This is a genomic window from Tardiphaga sp. (assembly GCF_041424195.1).
Taxonomy (GTDB): Bacteria; Pseudomonadota; Alphaproteobacteria; order Rhizobiales; family Xanthobacteraceae; genus Tardiphaga.
On sequence record NZ_JBGMOE010000011.1, the window covers coordinates 1 to 21,789 of the forward strand.

22 protein-coding genes and 1 pseudogene are annotated in these 21,789 nt (G+C 61.1%); 12 read left to right on the forward strand and 11 right to left on the reverse strand.

All coding sequences use genetic code 11. The features are described from left to right. The 4 genes and pseudogenes from ACEK02_RS01425 to ACEK02_RS01440 all read left to right on the forward strand — a co-directional run. A pseudogene (locus tag ACEK02_RS01425) lies at positions 1-333 on the forward strand (ATP-binding protein); the annotation flags it as partial. 193 nt (positions 334-526) lie between these two features. Beyond that, positions 527-1,576 (forward strand): Rieske 2Fe-2S domain-containing protein, encoded by a 1,050-nt coding sequence (locus ACEK02_RS01430; protein ID WP_371420031.1) that lies wholly within the window; start codon positions 527-529, stop codon positions 1,574-1,576. A 4-nt stretch (positions 1,577-1,580) separates the two neighbouring features. Continuing rightward, positions 1,581-2,330 carry a GntR family transcriptional regulator gene (locus ACEK02_RS01435; RefSeq protein WP_371420032.1) on the forward strand — a complete coding sequence of 250 codons (750 nt, stop codon included), beginning with the start codon at positions 1,581-1,583 and terminating at the stop codon, positions 2,328-2,330. 12 nt (positions 2,331-2,342) lie between these two features. Then, positions 2,343-3,320 carry a 2Fe-2S iron-sulfur cluster-binding protein gene (locus tag ACEK02_RS01440; protein WP_371420033.1) on the forward strand — a complete coding sequence of 326 codons (978 nt, stop codon included), beginning with the start codon at positions 2,343-2,345 and terminating at the stop codon, positions 3,318-3,320. A gap of 3 nt (positions 3,321-3,323) precedes the next feature. Here the strand turns inward: ACEK02_RS01440 and ACEK02_RS01445 are convergent, their stop codons facing one another. Continuing rightward, on the reverse strand, positions 3,324-4,547 hold the full coding sequence (locus ACEK02_RS01445; protein ID WP_371420034.1) for an MFS transporter: 1,224 nt from the start codon (positions 4,545-4,547) through the stop codon (positions 3,324-3,326). 121 nt (positions 4,548-4,668) lie between these two features. On the opposite strand from ACEK02_RS01445, the gene ACEK02_RS01450 reads away from it, so the two are divergent. Beyond that, positions 4,669-5,226 (forward strand): TetR/AcrR family transcriptional regulator, encoded by a 558-nt coding sequence (locus tag ACEK02_RS01450; protein ID WP_371420048.1) that lies wholly within the window; start codon positions 4,669-4,671, stop codon positions 5,224-5,226. A 94-nt stretch (positions 5,227-5,320) separates the two neighbouring features. Here ACEK02_RS01450 and ACEK02_RS01455 read toward each other — a convergent pair whose 3' ends face one another. After that, complete coding sequence (locus ACEK02_RS01455) at positions 5,321-5,917, reverse strand: GNAT family N-acetyltransferase (RefSeq protein WP_371420035.1); 597 nt, start codon at positions 5,915-5,917, stop codon at positions 5,321-5,323. A gap of 15 nt (positions 5,918-5,932) precedes the next feature. After that, a complete protein-coding gene (locus tag ACEK02_RS01460; RefSeq protein ID WP_371420036.1) occupies positions 5,933-6,868 on the reverse strand; it encodes an SMP-30/gluconolactonase/LRE family protein in 936 nt (311 codons plus the stop codon). A 180-nt stretch (positions 6,869-7,048) separates the two neighbouring features. On the opposite strand from ACEK02_RS01460, the gene ACEK02_RS01465 reads away from it, so the two are divergent. From ACEK02_RS01465 to ACEK02_RS01475, 3 genes are all read left to right on the forward strand, one after another. Beyond that, positions 7,049-7,876, forward strand: coding sequence for an enoyl-CoA hydratase/isomerase family protein (locus ACEK02_RS01465; protein ID WP_371420037.1), 828 nt, complete (start codon positions 7,049-7,051; stop codon positions 7,874-7,876). A 171-nt stretch (positions 7,877-8,047) separates the two neighbouring features. Continuing rightward, the gene (locus tag ACEK02_RS01470) at positions 8,048-9,274 is read left to right on the forward strand and encodes an ABC transporter substrate-binding protein (protein ID WP_371420049.1); all 1,227 of its coding nucleotides are present in this window, start codon (positions 8,048-8,050) and stop codon (positions 9,272-9,274) included. A 173-nt stretch (positions 9,275-9,447) separates the two neighbouring features. Then, on the forward strand, positions 9,448-10,665 hold the full coding sequence (locus ACEK02_RS01475; RefSeq protein WP_371420038.1) for an ABC transporter substrate-binding protein: 1,218 nt from the start codon (positions 9,448-9,450) through the stop codon (positions 10,663-10,665). Between the two features lie 7 nt (positions 10,666-10,672). Here the strand turns inward: ACEK02_RS01475 and ACEK02_RS01480 are convergent, their stop codons facing one another. Then, on the reverse strand, positions 10,673-11,038 hold the full coding sequence (locus ACEK02_RS01480) for a hypothetical protein (RefSeq protein ID WP_371420050.1): 366 nt from the start codon (positions 11,036-11,038) through the stop codon (positions 10,673-10,675). Positions 11,039-11,154: 116 nt separating this feature from the next. Here ACEK02_RS01480 and ACEK02_RS01485 point away from each other — a divergent pair, with 116 nt between their 5' ends. Beyond that, a complete protein-coding gene (locus tag ACEK02_RS01485) occupies positions 11,155-11,364 on the forward strand; it encodes a hypothetical protein (protein WP_371420039.1) in 210 nt (69 codons plus the stop codon). Between the two features lie 49 nt (positions 11,365-11,413). Here ACEK02_RS01485 and ACEK02_RS01490 read toward each other — a convergent pair whose 3' ends face one another. Then, on the reverse strand, positions 11,414-12,550 hold the full coding sequence (locus ACEK02_RS01490) for a hypothetical protein (protein ID WP_371420051.1): 1,137 nt from the start codon (positions 12,548-12,550) through the stop codon (positions 11,414-11,416). 261 nt (positions 12,551-12,811) lie between these two features. Then, entirely contained in the window at positions 12,812-13,465 is a 654-nt protein-coding gene (locus ACEK02_RS01495) for a glutathione S-transferase family protein (RefSeq protein ID WP_371420040.1), read from the reverse strand. A 147-nt stretch (positions 13,466-13,612) separates the two neighbouring features. Between ACEK02_RS01495 and ACEK02_RS01500 the strand changes: the two genes are divergently transcribed. Continuing rightward, on the forward strand, positions 13,613-14,836 hold the full coding sequence (locus ACEK02_RS01500) for a polyhydroxyalkanoate depolymerase (protein ID WP_371420041.1): 1,224 nt from the start codon (positions 13,613-13,615) through the stop codon (positions 14,834-14,836). Positions 14,837-15,169: 333 nt separating this feature from the next. On the opposite strand, the gene ACEK02_RS01505 is transcribed toward ACEK02_RS01500, so the two are convergent. Further along, a complete protein-coding gene (locus ACEK02_RS01505) occupies positions 15,170-16,348 on the reverse strand; it encodes an MFS transporter (protein ID WP_371420042.1) in 1,179 nt (392 codons plus the stop codon). Between the two features lie 63 nt (positions 16,349-16,411). Here ACEK02_RS01505 and ACEK02_RS01510 point away from each other — a divergent pair, with 63 nt between their 5' ends. Then, positions 16,412-17,212: a helix-turn-helix transcriptional regulator gene (locus ACEK02_RS01510; RefSeq protein ID WP_371420043.1), complete on the forward strand. Its 801-nt coding sequence runs from the start codon at positions 16,412-16,414 to the stop codon at positions 17,210-17,212. 6 nt (positions 17,213-17,218) lie between these two features. Here ACEK02_RS01510 and ACEK02_RS01515 read toward each other — a convergent pair whose 3' ends face one another. The 4 genes from ACEK02_RS01515 to ACEK02_RS01530 form a co-directional block, all read right to left on the reverse strand. Beyond that, complete coding sequence (locus ACEK02_RS01515; protein WP_371420044.1) at positions 17,219-17,677, reverse strand: RidA family protein; 459 nt, start codon at positions 17,675-17,677, stop codon at positions 17,219-17,221. A 34-nt stretch (positions 17,678-17,711) separates the two neighbouring features. Continuing rightward, positions 17,712-19,379: an AMP-binding protein gene (locus ACEK02_RS01520; protein ID WP_371420052.1), complete on the reverse strand. Its 1,668-nt coding sequence runs from the start codon at positions 19,377-19,379 to the stop codon at positions 17,712-17,714. Between the two features lie 144 nt (positions 19,380-19,523). Continuing rightward, positions 19,524-20,333 (reverse strand): alpha/beta hydrolase, encoded by an 810-nt coding sequence (locus ACEK02_RS01525; protein ID WP_371420045.1) that lies wholly within the window; start codon positions 20,331-20,333, stop codon positions 19,524-19,526. A gap of 20 nt (positions 20,334-20,353) precedes the next feature. Then, on the reverse strand, positions 20,354-20,860 hold the full coding sequence (locus ACEK02_RS01530) for a MarR family winged helix-turn-helix transcriptional regulator (protein ID WP_371420046.1): 507 nt from the start codon (positions 20,858-20,860) through the stop codon (positions 20,354-20,356). Positions 20,861-21,200: 340 nt separating this feature from the next. Between ACEK02_RS01530 and ACEK02_RS01535 the strand changes: the two genes are divergently transcribed. After that, on the forward strand, positions 21,201-21,789 hold a 589-nt coding region (locus ACEK02_RS01535; RefSeq protein WP_371420047.1), incomplete at its 3' end, for an ABC transporter substrate-binding protein.

Sequence of the window (21,789 nt, forward strand, 5' to 3'; positions counted from 1 at the left end):
CGTTGCTTCTTCCACTACATCAAGTTCCCCGACATCGACACCATGAACCAGATCGTCGAGGTCCATTTCCCCGGCATCAAGCATCGCCTCGTCTCCGAAGCGATGCGTATTTTCTTCGAGGTCCGCGACGTGCCCGGTCTGAAGAAGAAGCCGTCGACGTCGGAGCTGCTCGACTGGCTGAAGCTGCTGGTCAATGAAGACATGTCGCCGGAGATGCTGCGGGAGCGTGACCCGCGCAAGCTGATCCCGCCGCTGCATGGCGCGCTGCTGAAGAACGAGCAGGACGTGCACCTGTTCGAACGGCTGGCGTTCTTGAACCGCCGGGAAGTCTGAGCCAGCCATCGAGGTATACAGCCCTCACGGAAAACCGCCCTTAGAGGCGGTTTTTTAGTACCTATTTTGTGAATTATACCCAAATTCGGTATACATAAATCAGTTCTCATCCCCGAATTATTGAGATATCGTCCCTCCAAACGCTGATCCTGTATACAGGCAGGACTCAAGAATTGCGCCATGGAGGAATACGATGCCCGCTTCATTCCCGCTGAACGCCTGGTACGCCGCCGCCTGGGATGCCGACATCAAACACCAGCTGTTCCCGCGCACGATCTGCGGCAAGCATGTAGTGATCTACCGACGCTCCGATGGCGGCGTCAGCGCGCTGGAGGATGCCTGTTGGCACCGGCTGGTGCCGCTCTCCAAGGGCCGCCTGGAAGGCGACACGGTGGTCTGCGGCTATCACGGGCTGAAATACAATGCGCAGGGCCGCTGCACCTTCATGCCCTCGCAGGAGACGATCAATCCCTCCGCCTGCGTGCGCTCCTATCCCGTGGTCGAGCGGCATCGCTTCATCTGGCTGTGGATGGGCGACCCTGCGCTGGCCGATCCCGCTTTGGTGCCGGACATGCATTGGAACGACGATCCGCTATGGGCCGGCGACGGCAAGACGATTCATGCCAAGTGCGACTACCGACTCGTGGTCGACAATCTGATGGATCTCACCCACGAAACCTTCGTGCACGGCTCCAGCATCGGCCAGGACGACGTCGCAGAAGCGCCGTTCGATGTCACCCATGGCGACAAGACCGTGACGGTGACGCGCTGGATGAAGGGCATCGAGGCGCCGCCATTCTGGGCCGCGCAGTTGCGCAAGCCCGGCCCGGTCGATCGCTGGCAGATCATTCACTTCCAGGCGCCGAGCACGGTGAATATCGACGTCGGCGTCGCACCGGCCGGAACCGGCGCGCCGGAAGGCGATCGCTCGCAGGGCGTCAACGGCTTCGTACTCAACACCATGACGCCGGAAACCGAGACCACCTGCCACTATTTCTGGGCCTTTGTGCGCAACCACCGCATCACCGAGCAGAAGATCACAACGGAAATCCGCGAAGGCGTTGCGGGTATTTTCCGCGAGGACGAGATCATTCTCGAAGCGCAGCAGAAAGCGATGAACGAGAATCCCGACCGCGTATTCTACAATCTCAATATCGATGCCGGCGCCATGTGGTGCCGGCGTGTGATCGACCGCATGGTAGCGAAGGAAACTACGCCGCCCACACTGCAGGCGGCGGAGTGAGACCATGAGCGAATCCGAACGCTCCGTCTCGCAGACCGTCCGCGCGCAGCTGGCCCTTCGCGACATGATCCTGTCCGGCACGCTGCGCCCGGGCGAACGCATCAGCGAGCTGCAGGCTGTGGAGATCACCAGCGTGTCGCGCACCCCGGTACGCCTCGCACTGGTCCGCCTGGAAGACGAAGGCCTGCTGCAGGCGATCCCGTCCGGCGGCTTCATGGTGAAGGCGTTTTCCGAACGTGACATCCTCGATTCCATCGAGCTGCGCGGCACGCTGGAAGGCCTCGCCGCGCGCTTCGCCGCCGAGCGCGGCGCCAGCGCACGCAATCTCGAGCCGCTCAAGGAATGTCTGTCCGATCTGGATCAGCTGGTGCGGCAGGATCCGATCTCGGTGGAGGCTTTCTCGGCCTATGTCACCATGAATGCGCGCTTCCATGCGCTGCTGACCGATCTCTCCGGCAGCGCCCCGGTGATCCGGCAGATCGATCGTGTCTCGGCAATGCCCTTCGCGTCGCCGAGCGCGTTCGTGATGGCACAGTCCGCACTCCCGGAGGCGCACAATATTCTCCTCATCGCGCAGGAGCATCACCGCATCGTCGTCGACGCCATCGAGAACCGCGAAGGCGCGCGCGCCGAAGCCGTGATGCGCGAACATGCGCGGCTGGCCGTGCGCAATCTGCGGCTCGCTTTGCGCAATCGTACGCATCTCGATTTGCTGCCGGCACTGGCGCTGCTGACATCTGCGCCAACGGACTAAGGGAGACACATCATGCGTTTTGCAGAACACTGGATGTGGTGCAGCGTCGACGCCGTCCGCGATGTGACGCCGGGTATCCGCGAGATCACGCTGCGACCGGACGTGCCGTTGACGCCCTATCCGCCGGGCAGCCACATCAACGTCAATCTCCTGATCGACGGGCAACCGCAGACGCGGTCCTATTCGCTGGTCGGCGAACGCGCGAGTGACACGCTGCGCATCGCTGTACGGCTGGCCCCAGATAGCCGCGGCGGCTCGCAGGCGATGTGGGCATTGCAGCCTGGTGGACGGCTGGAAATCTCCAGCCCATCGTCGCTATTCGATATCGACTGGGCCCGCAAAACCTATTGCCTGATCGCCGGCGGCATCGGCATCACGCCGATCACCGGCATTGCCCATGCGCTGCGCAAGCGATCTGTCGACGTGCGTCTGCATTATGCCGTCCGGTCCCGCCAGGACGCCGCATATCTCGACGAAATGGGCGCGCTGCTGGGCGAACGATTAAGCGTTCACGCCAGCGATGAAGCTGCACGACTGGACCTCGATGCCACATTTGGCGCCCTCCCCGCCGACGCCATCGCGATCATGTGCGGCCCAATGCGGATGCTGGAAGCCGCGCGGCATGCCTGGAACAGCGCAGGCCGTGCACCGGCCGACCTGCGCTACGAGACCTTCGGGTCAAGCGGCCTGCTGCCAACTGCGGAATTCCGCGTGCGACTGAAAGGCTCCGGCGCCGAGATCGTTGTGCCGCAGAACCGTTCGATGCTCGACGCGCTGAATGATGCCGGACATGAGGTGATGTCGGATTGCCAGCGCGGCGAATGCGGCGTCTGCGCCATCGATGTTGTCGCCGTCGACGGCGAGATCGATCATCGCGATGTGTTCTTCAGCGACCACCAGAAACAGGGCAATGCAAAGATCTGCCCGTGCGTCTCGCGTGTCGTCGGCACGGTGACCGTGGATACGCTGTATCAGCCTGACGCTGGCTGAGCGTCAGCGCGCACTGCGCAGCGATGCGATCATGGAAACGATGGCGAGCAGGATGACGATCGCGCCATAGACATAGGCGACGACATCCAGTCCGGCATATGGCACCGTCAGGCCGGCAGCCAGCGCCGGCAGGCTGAATGCCAGATAGGACAGCACATAGAACGTCGCCAGCAGGCCGGCGCGCTGATGCGCTTCGGCCGTCGGCAGCAAGGTGCTCAGCGAACCGGCGAATGACGCACCGAAACCAAAGCCGGCGATTACAGCACCGACAAACAAAGCGGCCACGCTGTGCTGCCAGATGCCGAGCAGCGAGACGGCAACACCCAGCGAGAGCGCGGCAGTGCCCAGCAACAGCAGCCGCCGCGCCGGCAACTGTCGGAGAGCACCGACGGTCAGCGCTGCGGACAGCATGAGCGTCGCCACGACGACGCCGCCGACCCACGGCGCGCTCACGCCCATGGTCGTCGCCACCACGGTTGGCATCAGCGACAGATAGAAGCCACCCAGTGCCCAGGTAGCGGTCGTGGCCGGCGCGACACGCAACAGCGCGGCCCGCGACTGGCTGGGCACGCGCACATTCGGCCGCAGCGATGCGAGCGCACCAGTCTTGCGCGAAACGGTCTCGGGCATCACGAACAGCAGCACCATCATCAGGGCCGTCAGCCCGAACAGCACCTCGTAGACGAGATGCAGCGGATCAGGCGCGAAAGTGACCAGCGCCGCCGCACCGAGTGCGCCGACCATCAGGCCAAGAAAGGCGGTGACGCTGTTAAGCAAGGGTCCACGCCTGCGGTCGGTGTCGAGGATTGCCGCGCCGAGCGCGGTGGTCGCCGTGCCGACGCACAGGCCCTGCACCGCCCGCGCCAGGATCAGTTGCCCGACATCACTGGCATAGGAGAACAGGATCATCGCGATCGCATTCAGCAAAAGACCGCCGAGAATGACCGGACGGCGCCCGACATAATCCGACAGGCCGCCGACCGTCAGCAACGCTGCCAGCAGGCTGATCGCGTAGACCGCGAACACCAGCGTGATCATCAGCGGCGAGAGGTGCATGGACTGCTGGTAGAGCCGGTATAGCGGCGTGACGGCGCTGCTGCTGGCCGCGACCAGCGCGGCCCCGACGAAACTGAAGGCCGTCATGGCGGATGGTTTCAGCACCCAACCGGCTCTGCCGGGCAGTGCTTGAGCATTGGAAACACAGGTCTTTTCGGCGCTGCCTTGCATGGCTCGTTCCTAAAAGCTAAATAATTGCATTAGGCATCTAGGTTGGCCCAGGCCTTAATGCAAATATTTTGCGTTAAGAATCTCGGGTTTCTTGTGCATGCTGCGATTGCCGGAGAATGACGTGACGGTGAAGGAACGGGTCCGGATCGGTGGACGCAGCGCGCGGATACAGAGCGCCGTGCATGATGCTGTCCGCAAATTGGGGGCACTTTCCACCCGAAACCAGATCACCGTGCCGCAGATCGCTGCCGAGGCTGGCGTGACACCATCGACCATTTATCGGCGCTGGGGCGATCTGTCCGCGCTGCTTGCCGACGTCGCCGTGGCGCGACTGCGGCCGATCGCCGATCCCGACGACACCGGCGCGGTCGAAAGCGACCTGCGCGCCTTCATCGAGCAATATGCCGAAGAGATGTCGTCTCCCGTCGGCCAGGCGCTGATGCGGGACGTATTGTCGACGTCGCGCCAGGGCCTGCCCGGTGCCTGTGCCGGCTTCACCTGCGATCACCTCACCACCATCAACGCGCGCGCCAAGGCACGCGGCGAGACGCCGTTCGATATCGACGAGGTTATCGACCATGTGGTGGCGCCGATCATCTATCGCGTGCTGTTCAGCGACCGGATCCCGACGCCGGACTATTGCAACCGCCTGCTCGACCGGATTTTTCCGCCGGCGTGAACCGGATACTCCGTCCTCATGGTGAGGAGGCGCCATTTGGCGCCGTCCCGAACCATGAATGTCGATAGACACCTTCGAGACGCCGGAGTGCAGTCTACGAACGCGGCTTCTCATCCAGCTGATAGGTCAGATGCGCCTTCACCGTCGGCCATTCGCCGGGGATGATGCTGTAGACAACCGTATCGCGCATCGTGCCATTCGGCGCGATCTGGTGGTTGCGCAGGATACCATCCTGCTTGGCACCGAGGCGCTCGATGGCGCGGCGGGACTGGTGGTTGAAGAAGTGCGTGCGGAATTCCACCGCGATGCAATCCAGCTTCTCGAAAGCATGGCCGAGCAACAGCAACTTGCACTGCGTGTTGAGCGCGGTGCGCTGGACCCATTTGCCGTACCAGGTCGAGCCGATCTCGACCCGGCGGTTGGCGGCATCGACATTCATGTAAGTGGTCATGCCGGCGATCTTGCCATCGGCATCCTTCACCGTGAATGGCAGCATCGCGCCTGATGCCTGCAGAGCCAGCCGACGGTCGATCTCGGCGCTCATCTTGTCGGGCGTCGGGATCGCCGTGTACCAGATCTTCGAGAGGTCGCCTGACCGGGCGGCCTCGATCAGGCCATCGCAGTGATCTTTCGCAAGGGGTTCGAGCCGGGCGTGAGGGCCAGAGAGCGTTACAGGTTCAAGCCACGGCATCGATGATCCTTCGTTCTACTTATTGAGGAAGTTGAGCGGCAATCCACCGCGCGGCCAGTCCATGGCGATCAGCTCACCCTTGCCCGACAGCGTGATGTAAGCCGTCTTCAGCTCGGGTCCGCCGAATGCGATATTCGTGGTGACGCGGTCGCCAGTTTGTATCTGTTCCACCAATTTTCCATCCGGCGCAATCACCGAGATGCATCCGCTGACCAGCGTTGCAACGCAGACATTGCCGGAGGCTTCGACCGCGAGGGAATCGAACATCTGATAACCGCCGAGGCCCGCGATGGGACGGCCACGCTCGCCGCGATAGATCACGTCAGCCGGCTTCACCTCGCCGGGTGCGCCAATATCAAAGGCCCACAGCCGCGCGGTCGGCGTCTCGGCCACATAGACGGTCTTCTCATCGGGCGACAGACCAATGCCGTTGGCCGGCAGCATGCCGAAATGGCCTTCGACCACCTCCGTGGCCCCCGGCTTCATGTAATAGAACGCGCCGACATCCATATCGCGATGCCGCCGTTTGCCGAGATCGGTGAACCAGAGTCCGCCCTGCTTGTCGAACACCAGGTCGTTCGGCCCCTTCAACGGATGCGCGCCGCATTTGTCGAACAGGGTTTCGACCTTGCCGGTGGAAAGATCGACGCGCTGGATCGAGCCACCGATATATTCGTGCGGCTCCGGCGCGCCGGGCATGATGGCCCCGCGCGACGGCGCCCAGCTGAAACCGCCATTGTTGCAGAGATACATCTTGCCGTCCGGGCCGAGCGCGGCGCCATTCGGGCCGCCGGGAATTTTCGCCACCACTTCCTTGCGGCCATCGGGCCAGACCCGCGTCAGCTGCTGCGCGCGGATTTCAACCAGGATGACGGAGCCGTCCGGCATCACCACCGGGCCTTCGGGAAATGCGAGATCGGTGGCGAGGACACGGATGTTGGGGCTGGACATGGAAACTCCCTGACATTTTCTTGGTTTGTTATCGCACCCTTTGCGGGTGACGCAGCGTGACCAAAGTAGAGCAAACATGTCCCGCGCTGCCAAGCCGCGCAAATGCATGGCCACTTGCATGGAACTTCCATTCGGCTTTAGCTGCGACCAACGATAACGCGAAAAGCCCGAGGAAACACGATGCCGACCGACACCGCAGCTGCGCCTGAAGCCGATGACGAAGTGCTCTACGCTGTCGCCGATGGCATCGCGACCGTCACGCTCAACCGCCCGCAACGGTTGAACACGATCTCGCGCGAGATGCTGTCGCAGCTCAGCGAGATGTTCCTGAAAGCGGACGCCGATCCGGACGTGCGCGTGGTTATCCTGACCGCCGCTGGTCGCGCCTTCTGCGCCGGGCTCGACATGGCCAGCGCCACCAAGGGCACCGGCATCGGCTCCGCCAACGATGCCAACAACAGCCGCACCACGCTCGACCTCAAGACCGCGCCCCCGATCGTGATGTTCAACATGGAGAAGCCGACGATCTGCGCCATGAATGGTGCTGCCGCCGGCTATGGCATGGACGTCGCACTCGGCTGCGACATGCGCATCATGGCAGAGAGCGCAAAATTCGCGGCCGCCTTCGTCAAGCGCGGCGTGGTGCCGGAATCCGGCGGTACCTGGTTTCTCCCGCGCATGATCGGCTGGGCGAAGGCAGCCGAACTGATCTTCACCGGCCGCACACTGTCAGCACGCGAGAGTCTCGCGATGGGCCTCGCCAACGAGGTGGTACCCGATGCCGAATTGATGACGCGCGCCAATGCCGTTGCGGCCGAGATCGCCGCCAATGCGCCGCTCGCAGTGCAGGCAGCCAAACGCATGATGCGCTCAGGTCTGTCCGAGAGCTTTGGCGACCACGTCCATCACGTGTTCCTGCAGTTGCTGCCGCTGTTTCGCACAGCGGATTTCCGCGAAGGCATGGCCTCGTTTCTTGAGAAGCGCCCAGCCAAATTCACCGGCAACTGAGCGCGGCGCACAAACATATGGCGCGGCGTTGTGCGCCGCGTCATGCTTTACTGATTGAGCCAGCTTTCCAACTTCAAGGCTTGGTGCATACTCCCGGCATTCGAGCCGCATCATGAAACCTGCGCAGACGGGCCGATGCGGTTGATCGAACCACAGGGAGGACACTTGACCATGCAGCATGACTGGAAATTTCTGCGCGCAACTTTGCTCGCCAGCGTTGTCGTCGCCCTTACATCCACTGCGAGCCATGCCCAGAAGAAATATGACACCGGCGCCACCGACACCGAAATCAAGATCGGCAACATCATGCCGTATAGCGGCCCGGCTTCCTCCTATGCGACCATCGGAAAAACCGAGGCCGCCTATTTCAAGATGATCAACGAGAAAGGCGGCATCAATGGCCGCAAGATCACCTTCATCAGCTATGACGACGGCTACAGCCCGCCGAAGACAGTGGAGCAAGCGCGCAAACTGGTCGAGAATGACGAAGTGCTGTTCATCATGAACCCGCTGGGCACGCCCGGAAATACGGCGATCCAGAAATACATGAACACCAAGAAGGTGCCGCAGCTATTCGTCTCGACGGGCGCCGCGAAATGGGCCGATCCGAAAAACTTCCCGTGGACCATGGGCTGGCAGCCGAGCTACCAGGCCGAGGCGCGCATCTACGCACAATACATCATGAAGAATCATCCCGGCAAGAAAGTCGGCGTGCTCTATGCCAATGACGACTTCGGCAAGGATTACATCATCGGGCTGCACGAGGGATTCGGCGACAAGGCCAAGGACTACATCGTCAGCGAAGTACCTTACGAGACCGCGTCGCCGACGGTGGATTCGCAGATCGTGCAGATCAAGGCAGCCAACCCCGACGTCTTCATCAACATCGCCACGCCGAAATTCGCTGCACAGGCGATCAAGAAGGTCGGCGAGATGGGCTGGAAGCCCGTTCATATCGTCACCAATGTCTCGGCATCGGTGGGCAGCGTGATGAAGCCCGCGGGCTATGCCAACTCGCAGGACGTGCTGAGCGCGGCCTACATGAAGGATCCCAAGGATCCGACATGGAAGAACGATCCCGGCATGCTGGAATGGTCGGCCTTCATGGACAAGTACTATCCCGAGGGCGACAAGGAAGACGGCGCTACCGTATTCGGCTACGGCGTGTCGCAAGGCATCGTCCAGGTGCTCAAGCAATGCGGCGATGACCTCACCCGCGAGAACATCATGAAGCAGGCCGCCAATCTCAATATGGAGATCGGCATCTATCTGCCGGGCACCAAGATCAAGACCAGCCCGACGGACTTCAGCCCGCTGGAGCAACTTCAGATGCAGCGGTTCAAGGGCGAAAGCTGGGAGCTGTTCGGTCCGCTGATGTCGGGTGAGAAGAACTCGTAAGCGATACGCTCCGGCGTCCCCTCTCCAGCACCAGAGGGGACGCACACGCGCTGAGCCACGCGCTCTCGTTGCTGGCCCCCTCTCCTCAATCGTGCATACTCGGCGCAAGTCGTGGCGATCGATGTCCACCCAGATGGACCACACCGCGGATATACCAAACGTCAGAGGAAACGATGCTCAAGACACTGCCCCGCCTGACGGCTCTCGCGCTTTCCGCGCTCATGCTCGGCGCGCTGGCCACGCCATCTCGCGCGCAGAAGAAATACGATCCGGGAGCCAGTGATACCGAGATCAAGGTCGGCAATATCATGCCCTATAGCGGGCCTGCCTCGTCCTATGCCTCGATCGGAAAATCGGAAGCGGCCTATTTCAGGATGCTGAACGACCAAGGCGGCATCAACGGCCGCAAGATCAACTTCATCAGCTATGACGATGCCTACTCGCCGCCGAAGACGGTGGAACAGGCGCGCAAGCTGGTCGAGAGCGACGAAGTGCTGCTGCTGTTCAACCCGCTGGGCACCGCGACCAATTCCGCAATCCAGAAATACATGAACCTGAAGAAGGTGCCGCATCTCTTCGTATCGTCCGGCGCCTCGAAATGGGCCGACCCAAAGCACTTCCCGTGGACCATGGGCTGGTCGCCCAGCTACCACAATGAGGGGCGCATCTGGGCTGCATGGATCCTGAAGAACCATCCCGATGCGAAGATCGGCGTGCTGTTCCAGAACGACGATATGGGAAAGGACTATTTCAGCGGCGTACGTGAGGGGCTCGGCGACAAGGCCGACAAGATGATCACGGTGCAGGCGAGCTTCGAGACCAGCTCACCGACAGTAGATTCGCAGATCGTCCAGATCAGAACCGCCAATCCCGATGTGTTCCTGAACATCGCTTCGCCGAAATTCGCCGCGCAGGCGATCAAGAAGGTGGCCGAGCTGAACTGGAGGCCGGTGCAGATGCTGGTCAACGTGTCGCAATCGGTCGGCTCGGTGATCAAGCCCGCAGGTTTCGAGAATGCGCAGGGCGTGATCAGCGCGGCCTATATGAAGGACCCCACCGATCCGCAGTGGAAGGACGATCCGACCGTCAAGGAATGGCTTGCCTTCATGGACAAGTATTATCCGGACGGCGACAAGAACGACATCTACACGCTGTATGGCTTCGGCATCGCGCGCACGCTGGCGCATATTCTCGAACGTTGCGGTGACACGCTCACGCGAGAGAATGTGATGAAGCAGGCCACCAGCCTCGATTATGAGGTCGGCATCTTCCTGCCCGGCACCCGCGTCAAGACAAGCCCCACCGACTACAGCCCGCTGCAGCAATTGCAGATGATGCGCTTCAAGGGCGAGCGTTGGGAATTGTTCGGGCCTGTGCTGAGCAGCGAGTGACGCCTGCCTACTTCGCAGCGTCCTTGGCAGCCGGCGCGGGCGCATCCTTCGCGGCAGCTGGAGCATCCTTCGCAGCCGGCGCGGGCTTATTCTGCGCCGCCTGCAAGTCCTCTACCGTCTTCTGCAGAGCTACGACCGTCGCCTTCAGCGCTTCCACCTGCCGATTGGCAGCATCCAGCCGCTGTTGCTGATCCAGGCGCAGCTTGCCCAGCGTCTGCTGCAGGAAGTTGACATTGCTTTGCAGGCAGCTGGTCCGGCGCTCCATGGTCTTTTCGACCGTGCAGATCTCGATTCCCGGCACGTCCTGCGCCTGCGCCTTGGCGGCGCCCAAAATAGTCAGCAATGTCATTGCAAGAATTGTTCGGCCGCGCATCGTTCCCCCATCGTTCCCGTCATACAGCCAGACCAAGCGGTTCTGGCGCCCGGCTGTCAACCAGGCGTGATGGGAACGAAGAAGATGTCCGCCCGTTCCTTGGACCGGAGCATCTCATGGCGACGCGTGAACGACGGCTGGCTGAATTCGATGGCCGGGGTGATCCTGAGCCTCATCTGACGGTGCAAGTGCTGTGCGAGGACCACAGCGGCACCTATCAGCTGCCCTTCGCTTGCCGGTTCGTCGAGGGCGAATGGCGCAATGCCGAGACCGGCAGCATGGTCGAGGCACGCGTGGTCGGATGGCGGCTGCCACGTACGGTGTGATGGCCGCTTCCCTGTTTTGGAGTGCTGGCGGCGCGCGGCTGGGCGGCGTTTACGCGTACAGATACCCGACCGGCTTGCCTTCGGTCCGCAGCGGGCGAATATCCTTCCGTGTGATGATCTTGGCCGCCAAGCCGTCGATTTCGTCTCGTTGGGTCGGCGTCCAGCTGCGGAGCTTCTCCATACCCTTCAGAAGGCCCAGCCGGAGGACTTGCGTATTTTCGCTCATCCCGATGAGGCTGGTCGAATTCTTGCCCGCCGTCACTACATCACCGGCCGCAAGTTCGAATGTCTTCCCCGCACTATCCCCGAATTCGGCCATGCCGCGAATGACGCGATAGATAACGACTTCGCCTTTTGCGAAAGAGGCGGCGTCCGCTCCCGAGGTGCTCTTCGGCAGGAGGGATTTGCCATGCGGGTCGGTTGCGATGATGTGACCCGTAACAAGATGGCCGCTCGGAATCTCGATTCCGATATCGCGCACGTAAACAGGCATGGCCGATTTGACCGTACTATCGGCCAGCGGCTTGAAAAGCGCATCCAGCGCCAGCGGATCCTGAAGCCAGAAGCCTCCATCTTCAGGGCGATCGTGCATCGCGTGAGTCCAGGCCATACGAGGTGTCTCGGCTTCGTTGATCTGATCCGGACTCACGATCGTCGGGTTCGGGAAGGTGGTCGGATCGGTCACGAAGGCTTCGAGAAACTTGCCGGAGTAGCCCATGGAGAGTGCATCGGGCACGACCGTCTGCGGCGTCTTCAGGTTCTCCTCAGTAGACAATCCCGACCAGGTGTAAAACAGCTGACGATGAACGATCGCGCTTTGCAGCATCACTGCGCCAGGGCCGACATTATAGAAGCGCCCGTCGTAATCGAAGGTGAACATGCCCGAGGTGACCAGCACGAGCTGGAAGCCGCCGGGAGGCAGATGCAGATGGAAATCGGTGGGACCAGTATCTTCGCGATAGATCGGCAGATTGGTCGCCACTTCATGGAGAAGGAAGGTTTCGTTGTTGGCGTGAAAGCCCTCATTCGCGCGGCTGTAGAGTGCCTGCGGGCGATAGGTTGCCTCGTATGTCGTGTCCTTGTGGCGATCGATGGCTACGAAATCCCCGTGATTCAGGCGGAGAGGATCGCCAGACGGGCGCGTAAGCCCAGGCTCTTTGAGGTCGATCGCAGCATGTACATTCATGGGACCCTCCAACGTGTTCAAATAAACACCCGAGGACCGAACTGTGACTGGCGCGCAATCGATCGGCAGCCAACGCAATGCGGCTCGCGAGAAATTGCTGCTATGCGAAAATCGCGCCAGCGGTTCGCGCAGGCGTTTTGATACCAATTGAGATACCCGGCGACGGATTTAGGGCTCAAATCACACGGAGACGCGGCGATGGCCTACAATTTCTGGGTACAAGTTGAGCAAGCCCTGCCCGATCTGTAAGCCGCCCGAGGCCTAGTATTCGACCTCGAGTTCCTCGATATCAGCCGGCTCCAGCCTGGCCGCCGCAATCCATTCCTGCATTTCCGGCAGGTTCATCACCATGTTCGCATAGGCTGACAGCTGCGGGTCGAGCTTCACATCATAGGTCATAAAGCGCGTTACCACTGGCGCGTACATGGCGTCGGCCATGCTGCGCTGGCCGAACAGGAATGGTCCACCGGACTTCGCGAGGCACTCGCGCCAGATCGTGCAAATGCGGTCGATATCGGCTTGCGCTCGCGACCAGATCTTGAAGTTCGGAAAATGCCCCTTCAGGTTGACCGGCAATGACGCGCGCAGCGTCGTAAAGCCTGAGTGGATCTCGCCGGAAATCGAGCGGCAATGGGCCCGCATAATGCGATCGGGCGGTAAAAGCCCTGCTTCCGGCATGATTTCGTTGAGATATTCGGCGATCGCAAGCGTATCCCAAACGACCGCGCCCTCATGGCGCAGACACGGCACCAGGATTGATGACGACAGCAGGAGAATCTCCGCCTTGGCCGATGCATCGTCCGGGGCGGTGATGATCTCGTCGAAGTCGAGGCCGGAGAACTTGGTCAGCAACCACCCCCGCAACGACCACGACGAGTAGTTCTTGCTGCTCAGTGTGAGTGTCGCCTTGGCCATGCTTGATCCCCTTACGCCCGAAACGGAGCACTGCCCACGGCTTGGGCTGCTCTGATTTTGTTCAGCAAACCACGTGCCAGTTTTCCAGACGAATTGACTCTTCTCTGGCTTCAATATTGCATAGCAACGAAGCAGGGATCGTTCCGGATGATGTCAATGATGTATCAGGCCTACCAGAACCATATGGATCTGACAGCACCTTGGCGCACCGGTGCGTCTGCCGCATTGAAGTATCTCAATCTTGTCCCGGCCGGCACGTCGGAGAAACTATTCGGGCGCCTCGCGGCCGCGCTTGAGCTGATCTCGCGCTCCGCCCTCACTTATCATCGGCCCGAATTCGATATCGGCAAGGTGGTGATCGGCAACAGCGAGCATGACGTCACCGAGGAAGTGGTCTTCAAGACGCCATTCGGTTCGCTCCTCCACTTCAAGAAAGAAAACGCACCGGCCCAACCGCGCATATTGCTCGTGGCGCCGATGTCCGGACATTTTGCGACGCTGTTGCGCGGCACGGTGAAAACACTACTGCAGGATCACGACGTCTATATCACCGACTGGCACAATCCGCGAGATATCCCGCTCAACCAGGGCAGGTTCGGTCTCGACGAATATACCGAACACCTGATCACATTCATGAATGAGCTCGGCCCGCGTTCGCATATGGTCGCGATCTGCCAGCCCTCCGTATCGGCGCTGGCCGCTGCAGCTATCATGTCGGAGGACAATCATCCGGCCCGCCCGGCAAGCCTGACGCTGATGGCCGGCCCGATCGATACGCGCATTCAGCCGACCAAGGTCAACGACTTCGCCAAGAGCAAGCCGTTGAAGTGGTTTGAAGAGAACATGATCAACTACGTGCCGTTCCAGTGCAAAGGCGCGTTCCGGCAAGTCTATCCCGGCTTCATTCAGTTGACTGCATTCGTCTCGATGAATCTCGAGCGGCACATCAAATCACATGTCGATCTTGCCGATCATCTCGCCAAGGGCGAGACCGAGAAGGCAGACGTCATCAAGACGTTCTACGACGAATATTTCGCCGTGATGGATCTACCGGGAGAGTTCTATATCGACACCATCCGCGACGTGTTTCAGGAGCATCTGTTGCCGCAGGGCAAGCTGACCTACAAAGGCCGGACCGTGAACTGCGCATCGATCAAGCGCATGGGGCTGATGACCGTCGAAGGTGAGAAGGACGATATCTGCTCGATCGGCCAGACTTTGGCAGCCCAGGATCTATGCACCGGCGTCCGCGCCTATCGCAAAGTCCATCACATGCAGGCCGGTGTAGGCCATTACGGTGTATTCAGCGGACGCCGTTGGAACAACGAGATTTACCCGTTGCTCCGTGACTTCGTGCACGTCAATTCCTGAAGCCCGGCGTTGTATACAAATAGTCGTGCGCCTCACCCGAATGGGTGACGCGGATGTCGCAGGAATAACCTACGTCGACTGAGGCAATTGCTTAGCGGCTGCACCAGTAGCATCCCAGCGGTTTCTTATTACCGCCTCGGCGGACCGTATATTGACGGCGGCACGATTTTTTACCGGGTGTACTACGCATCAAGGCCGGCATTCGTGCCGGCCTTATTTATGGATTATTCAGGCCCCCCGGGTCCGGGAGGCGCCCGCCCACACAGCGGCCCGCGCCAGTCACCGCCCAACCAGAACGGTCCCGTACTGCTCGCCAGTGTCAAGCGAGGGGTTTTACGTCACAGGCGCTTTTGCTGGCGGCAACTCCCGCGGCAAAATCAATGCGGCGACGATCACCAGCGCCGACAGGGCGGCAAAGGCGTGCAGCATCATGATAAAGCCGCCCTGCTCGTACAACCATGCGACCAGGCCGACCGAGGCACCGGCCGCCGTGAAGCCGACGAAGTAGCGCACGGCATAAGCGCGCGACCGCCACTCCTCGCTTGTATACTTGCCGACGATCGCCTCATTGACAGTGATCTGCCCGAACAGACCAACGATGATTCCGATCGCGACAACAATCAGCGAGATATTCGACTGCGACGCTGCGAAATACAGGAACGGCGCGAGCACCAGCGACAACGGGATGCTCACCGCCCTCAGCGAGTGCTTATCGATCAGCTTGCCGATGTTGTACTGGGTGGCCGCGCCAAAGACGTAGACGCAGGCCGCAATGATGCCCAGCAATGCCGGGCTGTCCGTCATATCGGACAGACGCTCGGCAAACAGTTTTGGCAGTGCGACGGTGATGGCGTTGAAGACAGTGGAGATCGCGACCACCGTGACCAACAGCGCAAGGATCACGCGCCACATGTCGGACTTTGCAACACGCGCCTGCGCCGCGGCCTGTTTGAAGCCCGAGCGATCCTCGTGCGCGACCTCGCGCATGAAGACGACGCCCGCAGCGATTGTCACAAGGCCGGGAATGATGAAGGCCCAGCGCCAGCCGAGAAACTGACCGAGTACGCCGGTGATCAGTGCGGAAGACGCCACGCCGAAATTGCCGAACACCCCGTTGATGCCCATGGCACTGCCGAGCTTGTCGGCATAGGAGACGATCATCGCCGTACCAACCGGATGATAGATCGACGCGAACAGACCGACCGAGAACAGCGCCGCGCCGAGCTGCAGCGGCGTCTGCACCAGACCCACAGCCATCATGGACAGGCCGATGCCGTAGAAGAAGATCACCATCATGTGGCGGCGGCTCCACCGATCGCCGAGCCAGCCAGTGACCAGCGATCCAGCTCCGAAAGCCATGAAGCCGGGCGTCGCATAGGGCAGCAGCTCGGTATAGGTCATGTTCATGGTCGGACCCATCACGAGCACAGCGGCCGCAAAGATCAGCATCGCGTAATGGTCGATGAAATGGGCGATATTAACGAGGGTGATGACCCGGCTGGGGACGTTCATGAATCGATTCCTTGGCAACCTTGGAATGCCGTTATATGAGCTTGCTCTAACGGGATGTTGCCAATGAATGTCGCAGAACCGCCAATCCTGGACTTATCCGAGCAACGGCGCCCGGCTACCGACAGCGTCCATATCCTGGCGACGCGCTACCCCAGGGGCATTCGGCTGGACACCCACGCCCATCGCGAAGCGCAACTCGTGTTCGCCGCTGCGGGCACCATGCAGGTGACGACCCCGAAGGGGCGCTGGCTGGTGCCTCCGGACCGCGCGGTCTGGGTGCCGGCCCACCTGCCCCACGCCATCGACGTTCTGGCCGACATCGAGATGCGTTCGCTGTATTTCAACGTGGGCTGGCTGGCGCGGGATGGAGGCAATAGCGATCTCGCAGCAGAATTCGTGGTTCGCGTATCGCGCCTGTTGCACGAGTCGATCCTGGCACTATTCGATGGGCGCGACGACCTCGCGCGCAATCAGTTGTTGATCGAGATTGCCATGCTCGAATTGCATCAGGCCGGCGATCCCGCGACATTCATGCCGCTCCCGCAGGAGCCGCGCAGCCGCCGTGCCGCGGAGATCGTGCTGGCCGATCCGACGCAAACGCACGAGATCGAAACACTGGCGCGCACCGTCGGCACGTCGGCGCGCACTTTGTCGCGGTTGTTTGCGGCAGAGACGCAATTGAGCTTCAAGAGCTGGTGTCAGCGCGCGCGGGTCGCAGAGGCGATCCAACGTCTGTCGGTGAACCGCAACGCATCGGTGAAGCAGCTCGCTGCCGATCTCGGCTATGCCAGCTTCTCGGCGTTCTCGCACGCGTTCCGGCAAGTGACGGGCAAAAGCCCGACAGAATTTATCGAGGCCAAGTAGCGCCGCTTAACGCGGCACCACCGCAGTCGCTTCGATCTCGACGCGCGCAGCGAGCTCAACCAGACGCACGACCTGCACCAATGCCATCGCCGGATAATGCGGTCCGAAGATCTCGCGATAGGCCTGACCGAGCGCTTTCAGATTGCCGAGATATTCTTCCATGTCGACGACGTACCAGGTCAGTCGCACGAGGTGCTCGGGCTTCGCGCCACCTTCCGCGAGAATGTCGGAAATGTTCTGTAGTGCCTGACGAACCTGCGAAATGAAATCCGGCTTCAGCTTCTCCTCGGCATCCCAGCCGATTACACCACCGGTCACAACGATGCGGCCATCTGCCGTCATGCCGTTGGCATAGCCTTTGGGCTTCGGCCAGCCACTCGGCTGCAATGCGCGCGAAACGGATGTTGCGGCATCCCCCTTCGCATTTGGCACCACGGTCAATGTCGGGCCCTTCGGTGCAGTCACCAGACAATCCTCTCTGAAAAACAGCTCTTCATACTTATGCGGCAACGGTCGGTGACGCGCCAGCGGCGGCCTGCTGGCGAAGCGCAAAGCGCTTCAGCTTGCCGGTCTCGGTCTTGGGCAGCTGCGTCACGAATTCGATCGCGCGCGGATATTTGTAAGGCGCGATCTCGCGCTTCACGTGGTTCTGCAGCTCGGTCGCCAGCGCGTCGCTCGCAGCGTGACCGGAAGCGAGAACGACATACGCCTTCACGATCATGCCGCGATCAGCATCGGGGCAACCGACAACGCCGCAATCGGCCACCGCTTCGTGGGTGAGCAAGGCAGCTTCAACGTCGGGACCAGCAATATTGTAACCCGCCGACACGATCATGTCGTCGGAGCGCGACTGGTACCAGAAGTAACCGTCATCATCCATCACGAAGGTGTCGCCGGTAATATTCCATCCATCCTGGACGAATTTCACCTGACGCGGATCGGCGAGATACTTGCAGCCAGTCGGGCCTTTGACGGCGAGGCGACCGAGCGTGCCGGGCGCCACTTCGTTGCCTTCGTCGTCAACGACCCTGGCGACATAGCCGGGCACCGGCTTGCCGGTCGAGCCCGGACGGATTTCTTCTTCGATGGCGCAGATGAAAATGTGCAGCATTTCGGTGCCGCCGATGCCGTCCATCAGCTTGATGCCGGTGGCCTTCAGCCATGCATCATAGGTGCCCTTCGGCAGCGTCTCGCCGGCCGACACGCATTTGCGCAGCGTCGAGAGATCGTACTGATCAATCTTGCCGAGGATGGCGCGGTAGGCGGTCGGTGCGGTGAAGCAAACCGTGACCTTATGCTTGGCGACGGCAAGTGGCAGCTCGTCCGGACCGGCCTTCTCAAGCACCACGAAAGATGCGCCAATATGCAGCGGGAACAGCACGCCACCGAAGCCGAACGTGAAGGCCAGCGGAGCCGAGCCGATGAAGCGATCTTCCGGACTGGCGCGCAGCACATTGCGCGCAAAACCGTCGCATACCGCGAGCATGTCGCGATGGAAATGCATGGTGCCCTTCGGATCGCCCGTCGTGCCCGAGGTGAAGGCGATCAGGCAGATATCATCCGAGGCGGTATCGACTGCGGTGAATTCCGGACTCGCCTCGGCGATCATCGCATCGAGTTCGGCTTCGCCGGTGCCCCAATAAACCACGCGCTTCAGCTCTGGCGAGACGGCCTTGGCCTTCTCCATCTCGTCCGACAGCTTGCTGTCGCAGAGCGCCAGCGAGATCTTCGCCTTCTGCAGCGGATAGGACAGTTCCTTCGCACGCAGCAGCGGCATGGTCGACACACAGACGCCGCCGGCCTTGATGATCGCGAGATAGGTCGCAACCATCATCGGATTGTTGGCCGACCGCAGCAGCACGCGGCCACCGGTGACGAGCCCGAGCTTGCCCACCAGCACGTTGCAGATCTTGTTCACGAGCTCATAGAGCTCACGATAGGTGTAGCTCTCGTTCAGGCCGATCATGCACGGCGCATCGCCGCGCCCCTCGGCAACCCAGCGATCGAGAAACGGCACCACGCAATTGATGCGCGGCGGATAATGAAATTCGGGCCGGTTGAACAGAAACTCCGGCAGTTGCTCCGGCGGCGGCATGTTGTCCCGCGCGAACGTATCAACATGCGCCGTATAAGGCTTTGTCAGCTGCGTATCAGCGGCCATTGCAATGCTCCCGTCACGTCAGATGCCCGGCAACGTCATCCAAATATCATTTTAGACTTAAAACAGTTTTCCGCAACTGCGGAGTCTTGCGGCACGCCGAAATTTTCGGCTGACAACGTCGATTAGCGCAGTTTGTTTAGGCAACCACGCCTAAAGCGTGGCCAGCGCCTTCAGCCGCAGCACCATGGCGGACTGCGGATCGGCCAGCGGCGCGACGGCGGTAAAATGATTTGCGCCGGGAAGCGCCTCGAAGCGCGCGGGAATATGGGCACCCCAGGCATCGACGATGCTTTGGCTCTGCCGCAAGTATTCGGCGCCCTCGTCGCCACCGACCACCGCATCGAGACACCCGCGCGAAGGCGCCGGCCAGAACAACGGGCTGACCTCACGGGCGCTGGTATCATTCAAATGCAATGCATTGTTGATGGACGTCGGCACCAGCGGCGCCAGATCGAACAATCCGGAGATCGCATAGGCGCCGGCAATGAGATCTTGCGGCAATGCGGAATCGACCGCGCGCCAGTCGGTCGCCAGCATGCAGGCGGCGAGATGACCGCCCGCCGAATGGCCCGATACGACAAGCCGCCGGCCTAGTTTGGCCAGCTCGCGCGTTGCCGCACGCATCTGCGCGATAATGTCGGCAACCGACACATTCGGGCACAAATCGTAGCTGGGGACCGCCACGCTGATCCCATGGATATTCAGCCCGCGCGCCAGGTGGCTGAAGAACGAGGCATCCAGCGCCTGCCAGTAACCACCATGAATGAAGACGACGACCGGGCCCTTGTCCTCGGCAGGAAAGAAATCGATCGTATGCCGCGCTCCTGAGCCATAGGGGATGACGCGCATGGCGACGCCGCCGTCGCGATACGCCTTGGCATCCTGCGCCCAGCCGGCGATCAGCGCCGCGCTTTCCGGCACTTTTGCGCGATTGTTGTATTCGGCTTCGAGATCGATCACTGCAGTCACCGCGTCGCGTTTTATGGCGCCTTGCCGGTGGCTGCCTTTTGCGCCGCCTTCTGCGCAGAGGCCTTGGTCTTGGCGAGCAACCGCATCAACTCACGAACATCCTTCGGCGTCAGATCGGTGAAGATTTCGGCGATCCAGGTCTCGTGTTCCTCAGCCATCTTGCGGAATTCGGCGCGGCCAAGCTTGGTGAGCCGGATCACCTGCACCCGGCGATCGGTATCGGAGGTGCGGCGATCGACGTGGCCGGATTCCACGAGGCGCTCGACCAGGCCGGTGACATTGCCGTTCGAGACCATCATGCGCTTCGAGACGTCCGACAGGGTCATACCGTCGGGCACCTTGTCGAGCTGGGCCATCAGGTCGAAGCGCGGCAGCGTGACGTCGAAGCGCTCGCGCAGGCGGCTGCGGACCTCGCCCTCGATCAGAGTGGTGCAGGTCAGGAGCCGGAGCCACAGGCGCAGCTCGTCGCCGTGATCATCGGGAAGTTCGACGGCCTTGGTCTCGGAATCGAGAATCATGATGCAATCTTACCTGCTTGGAGCTCTCGCGGCGGCCACGAGACCGGCAATCCACAATCTCGTACCGCCCCGGCACCGATCCTTTGACCTTCAAGGAATTTCCGCCCGGCCGCAAGTCAAAACGCCGCAGCCCTGACTGCCGCCGATTTCCAATATTTCTTTAAGGTTCAAATAAATTGGCCTGCGGTTTGCATGGCCAAATCGACTGACTTCTTGAGCCTGCAGATCACTTCACGCTGCTTGCGGCTGCCGCCGTGGTGAGCATAAGCTGGGCAAAAGAACAAAATTTGGGTTGGCGCATTTTTCGGCTGCCTGTCGCGGCCGAGTGGAGGAGAAGTTGATGAAGCAGTCTTTCAAACTGGCCAGTTTGGCCGCCCTGATGAGCGTCTCTGCTCTGCCGGCTATGGCTCAGGAGAAGATCAAGGTCGGCGTGATCGTGTCGCTGTCGGGCGCCGGTGCCGTGCTCGGCCAGCAGGCCCGCGACGGCTTCAATCTCGCGGTCAAAGATCTTGGCGGCAAGATGGGCGGCAAGGATGTCGAGGTCATCGTCGTCGATGACGAACTCAAGCCCGACGTCGCTGTCACCAAGGTCAAAGGCCTTCTGGAGCGCGACAAGGTCGACTTCGTGGTCGGCCCTATCTTTTCCAACATCCTGGGCGCGATCCACAAGCCGGTCACCGAGAACAAGACCTTCCTGATCTCGCCGAATGCCGGCCCGTCGAGCTACGCCGGCAAAGAGTGCAATCCGTACTTCTATGTGACGTCGTATCAGAACGACCAGATCCACCAGATCCTCGGTAACGTGGCCCAGAAGCGCGGCTACAAGAAGATCTACCTGATGACCCCGAACTATCAGGCCGGCAAGGACTTCGTCGCCGGCGTGAAGATGGACTTCAAGGGCGAGATCGTTGAGGAATCCTTTATCCCGC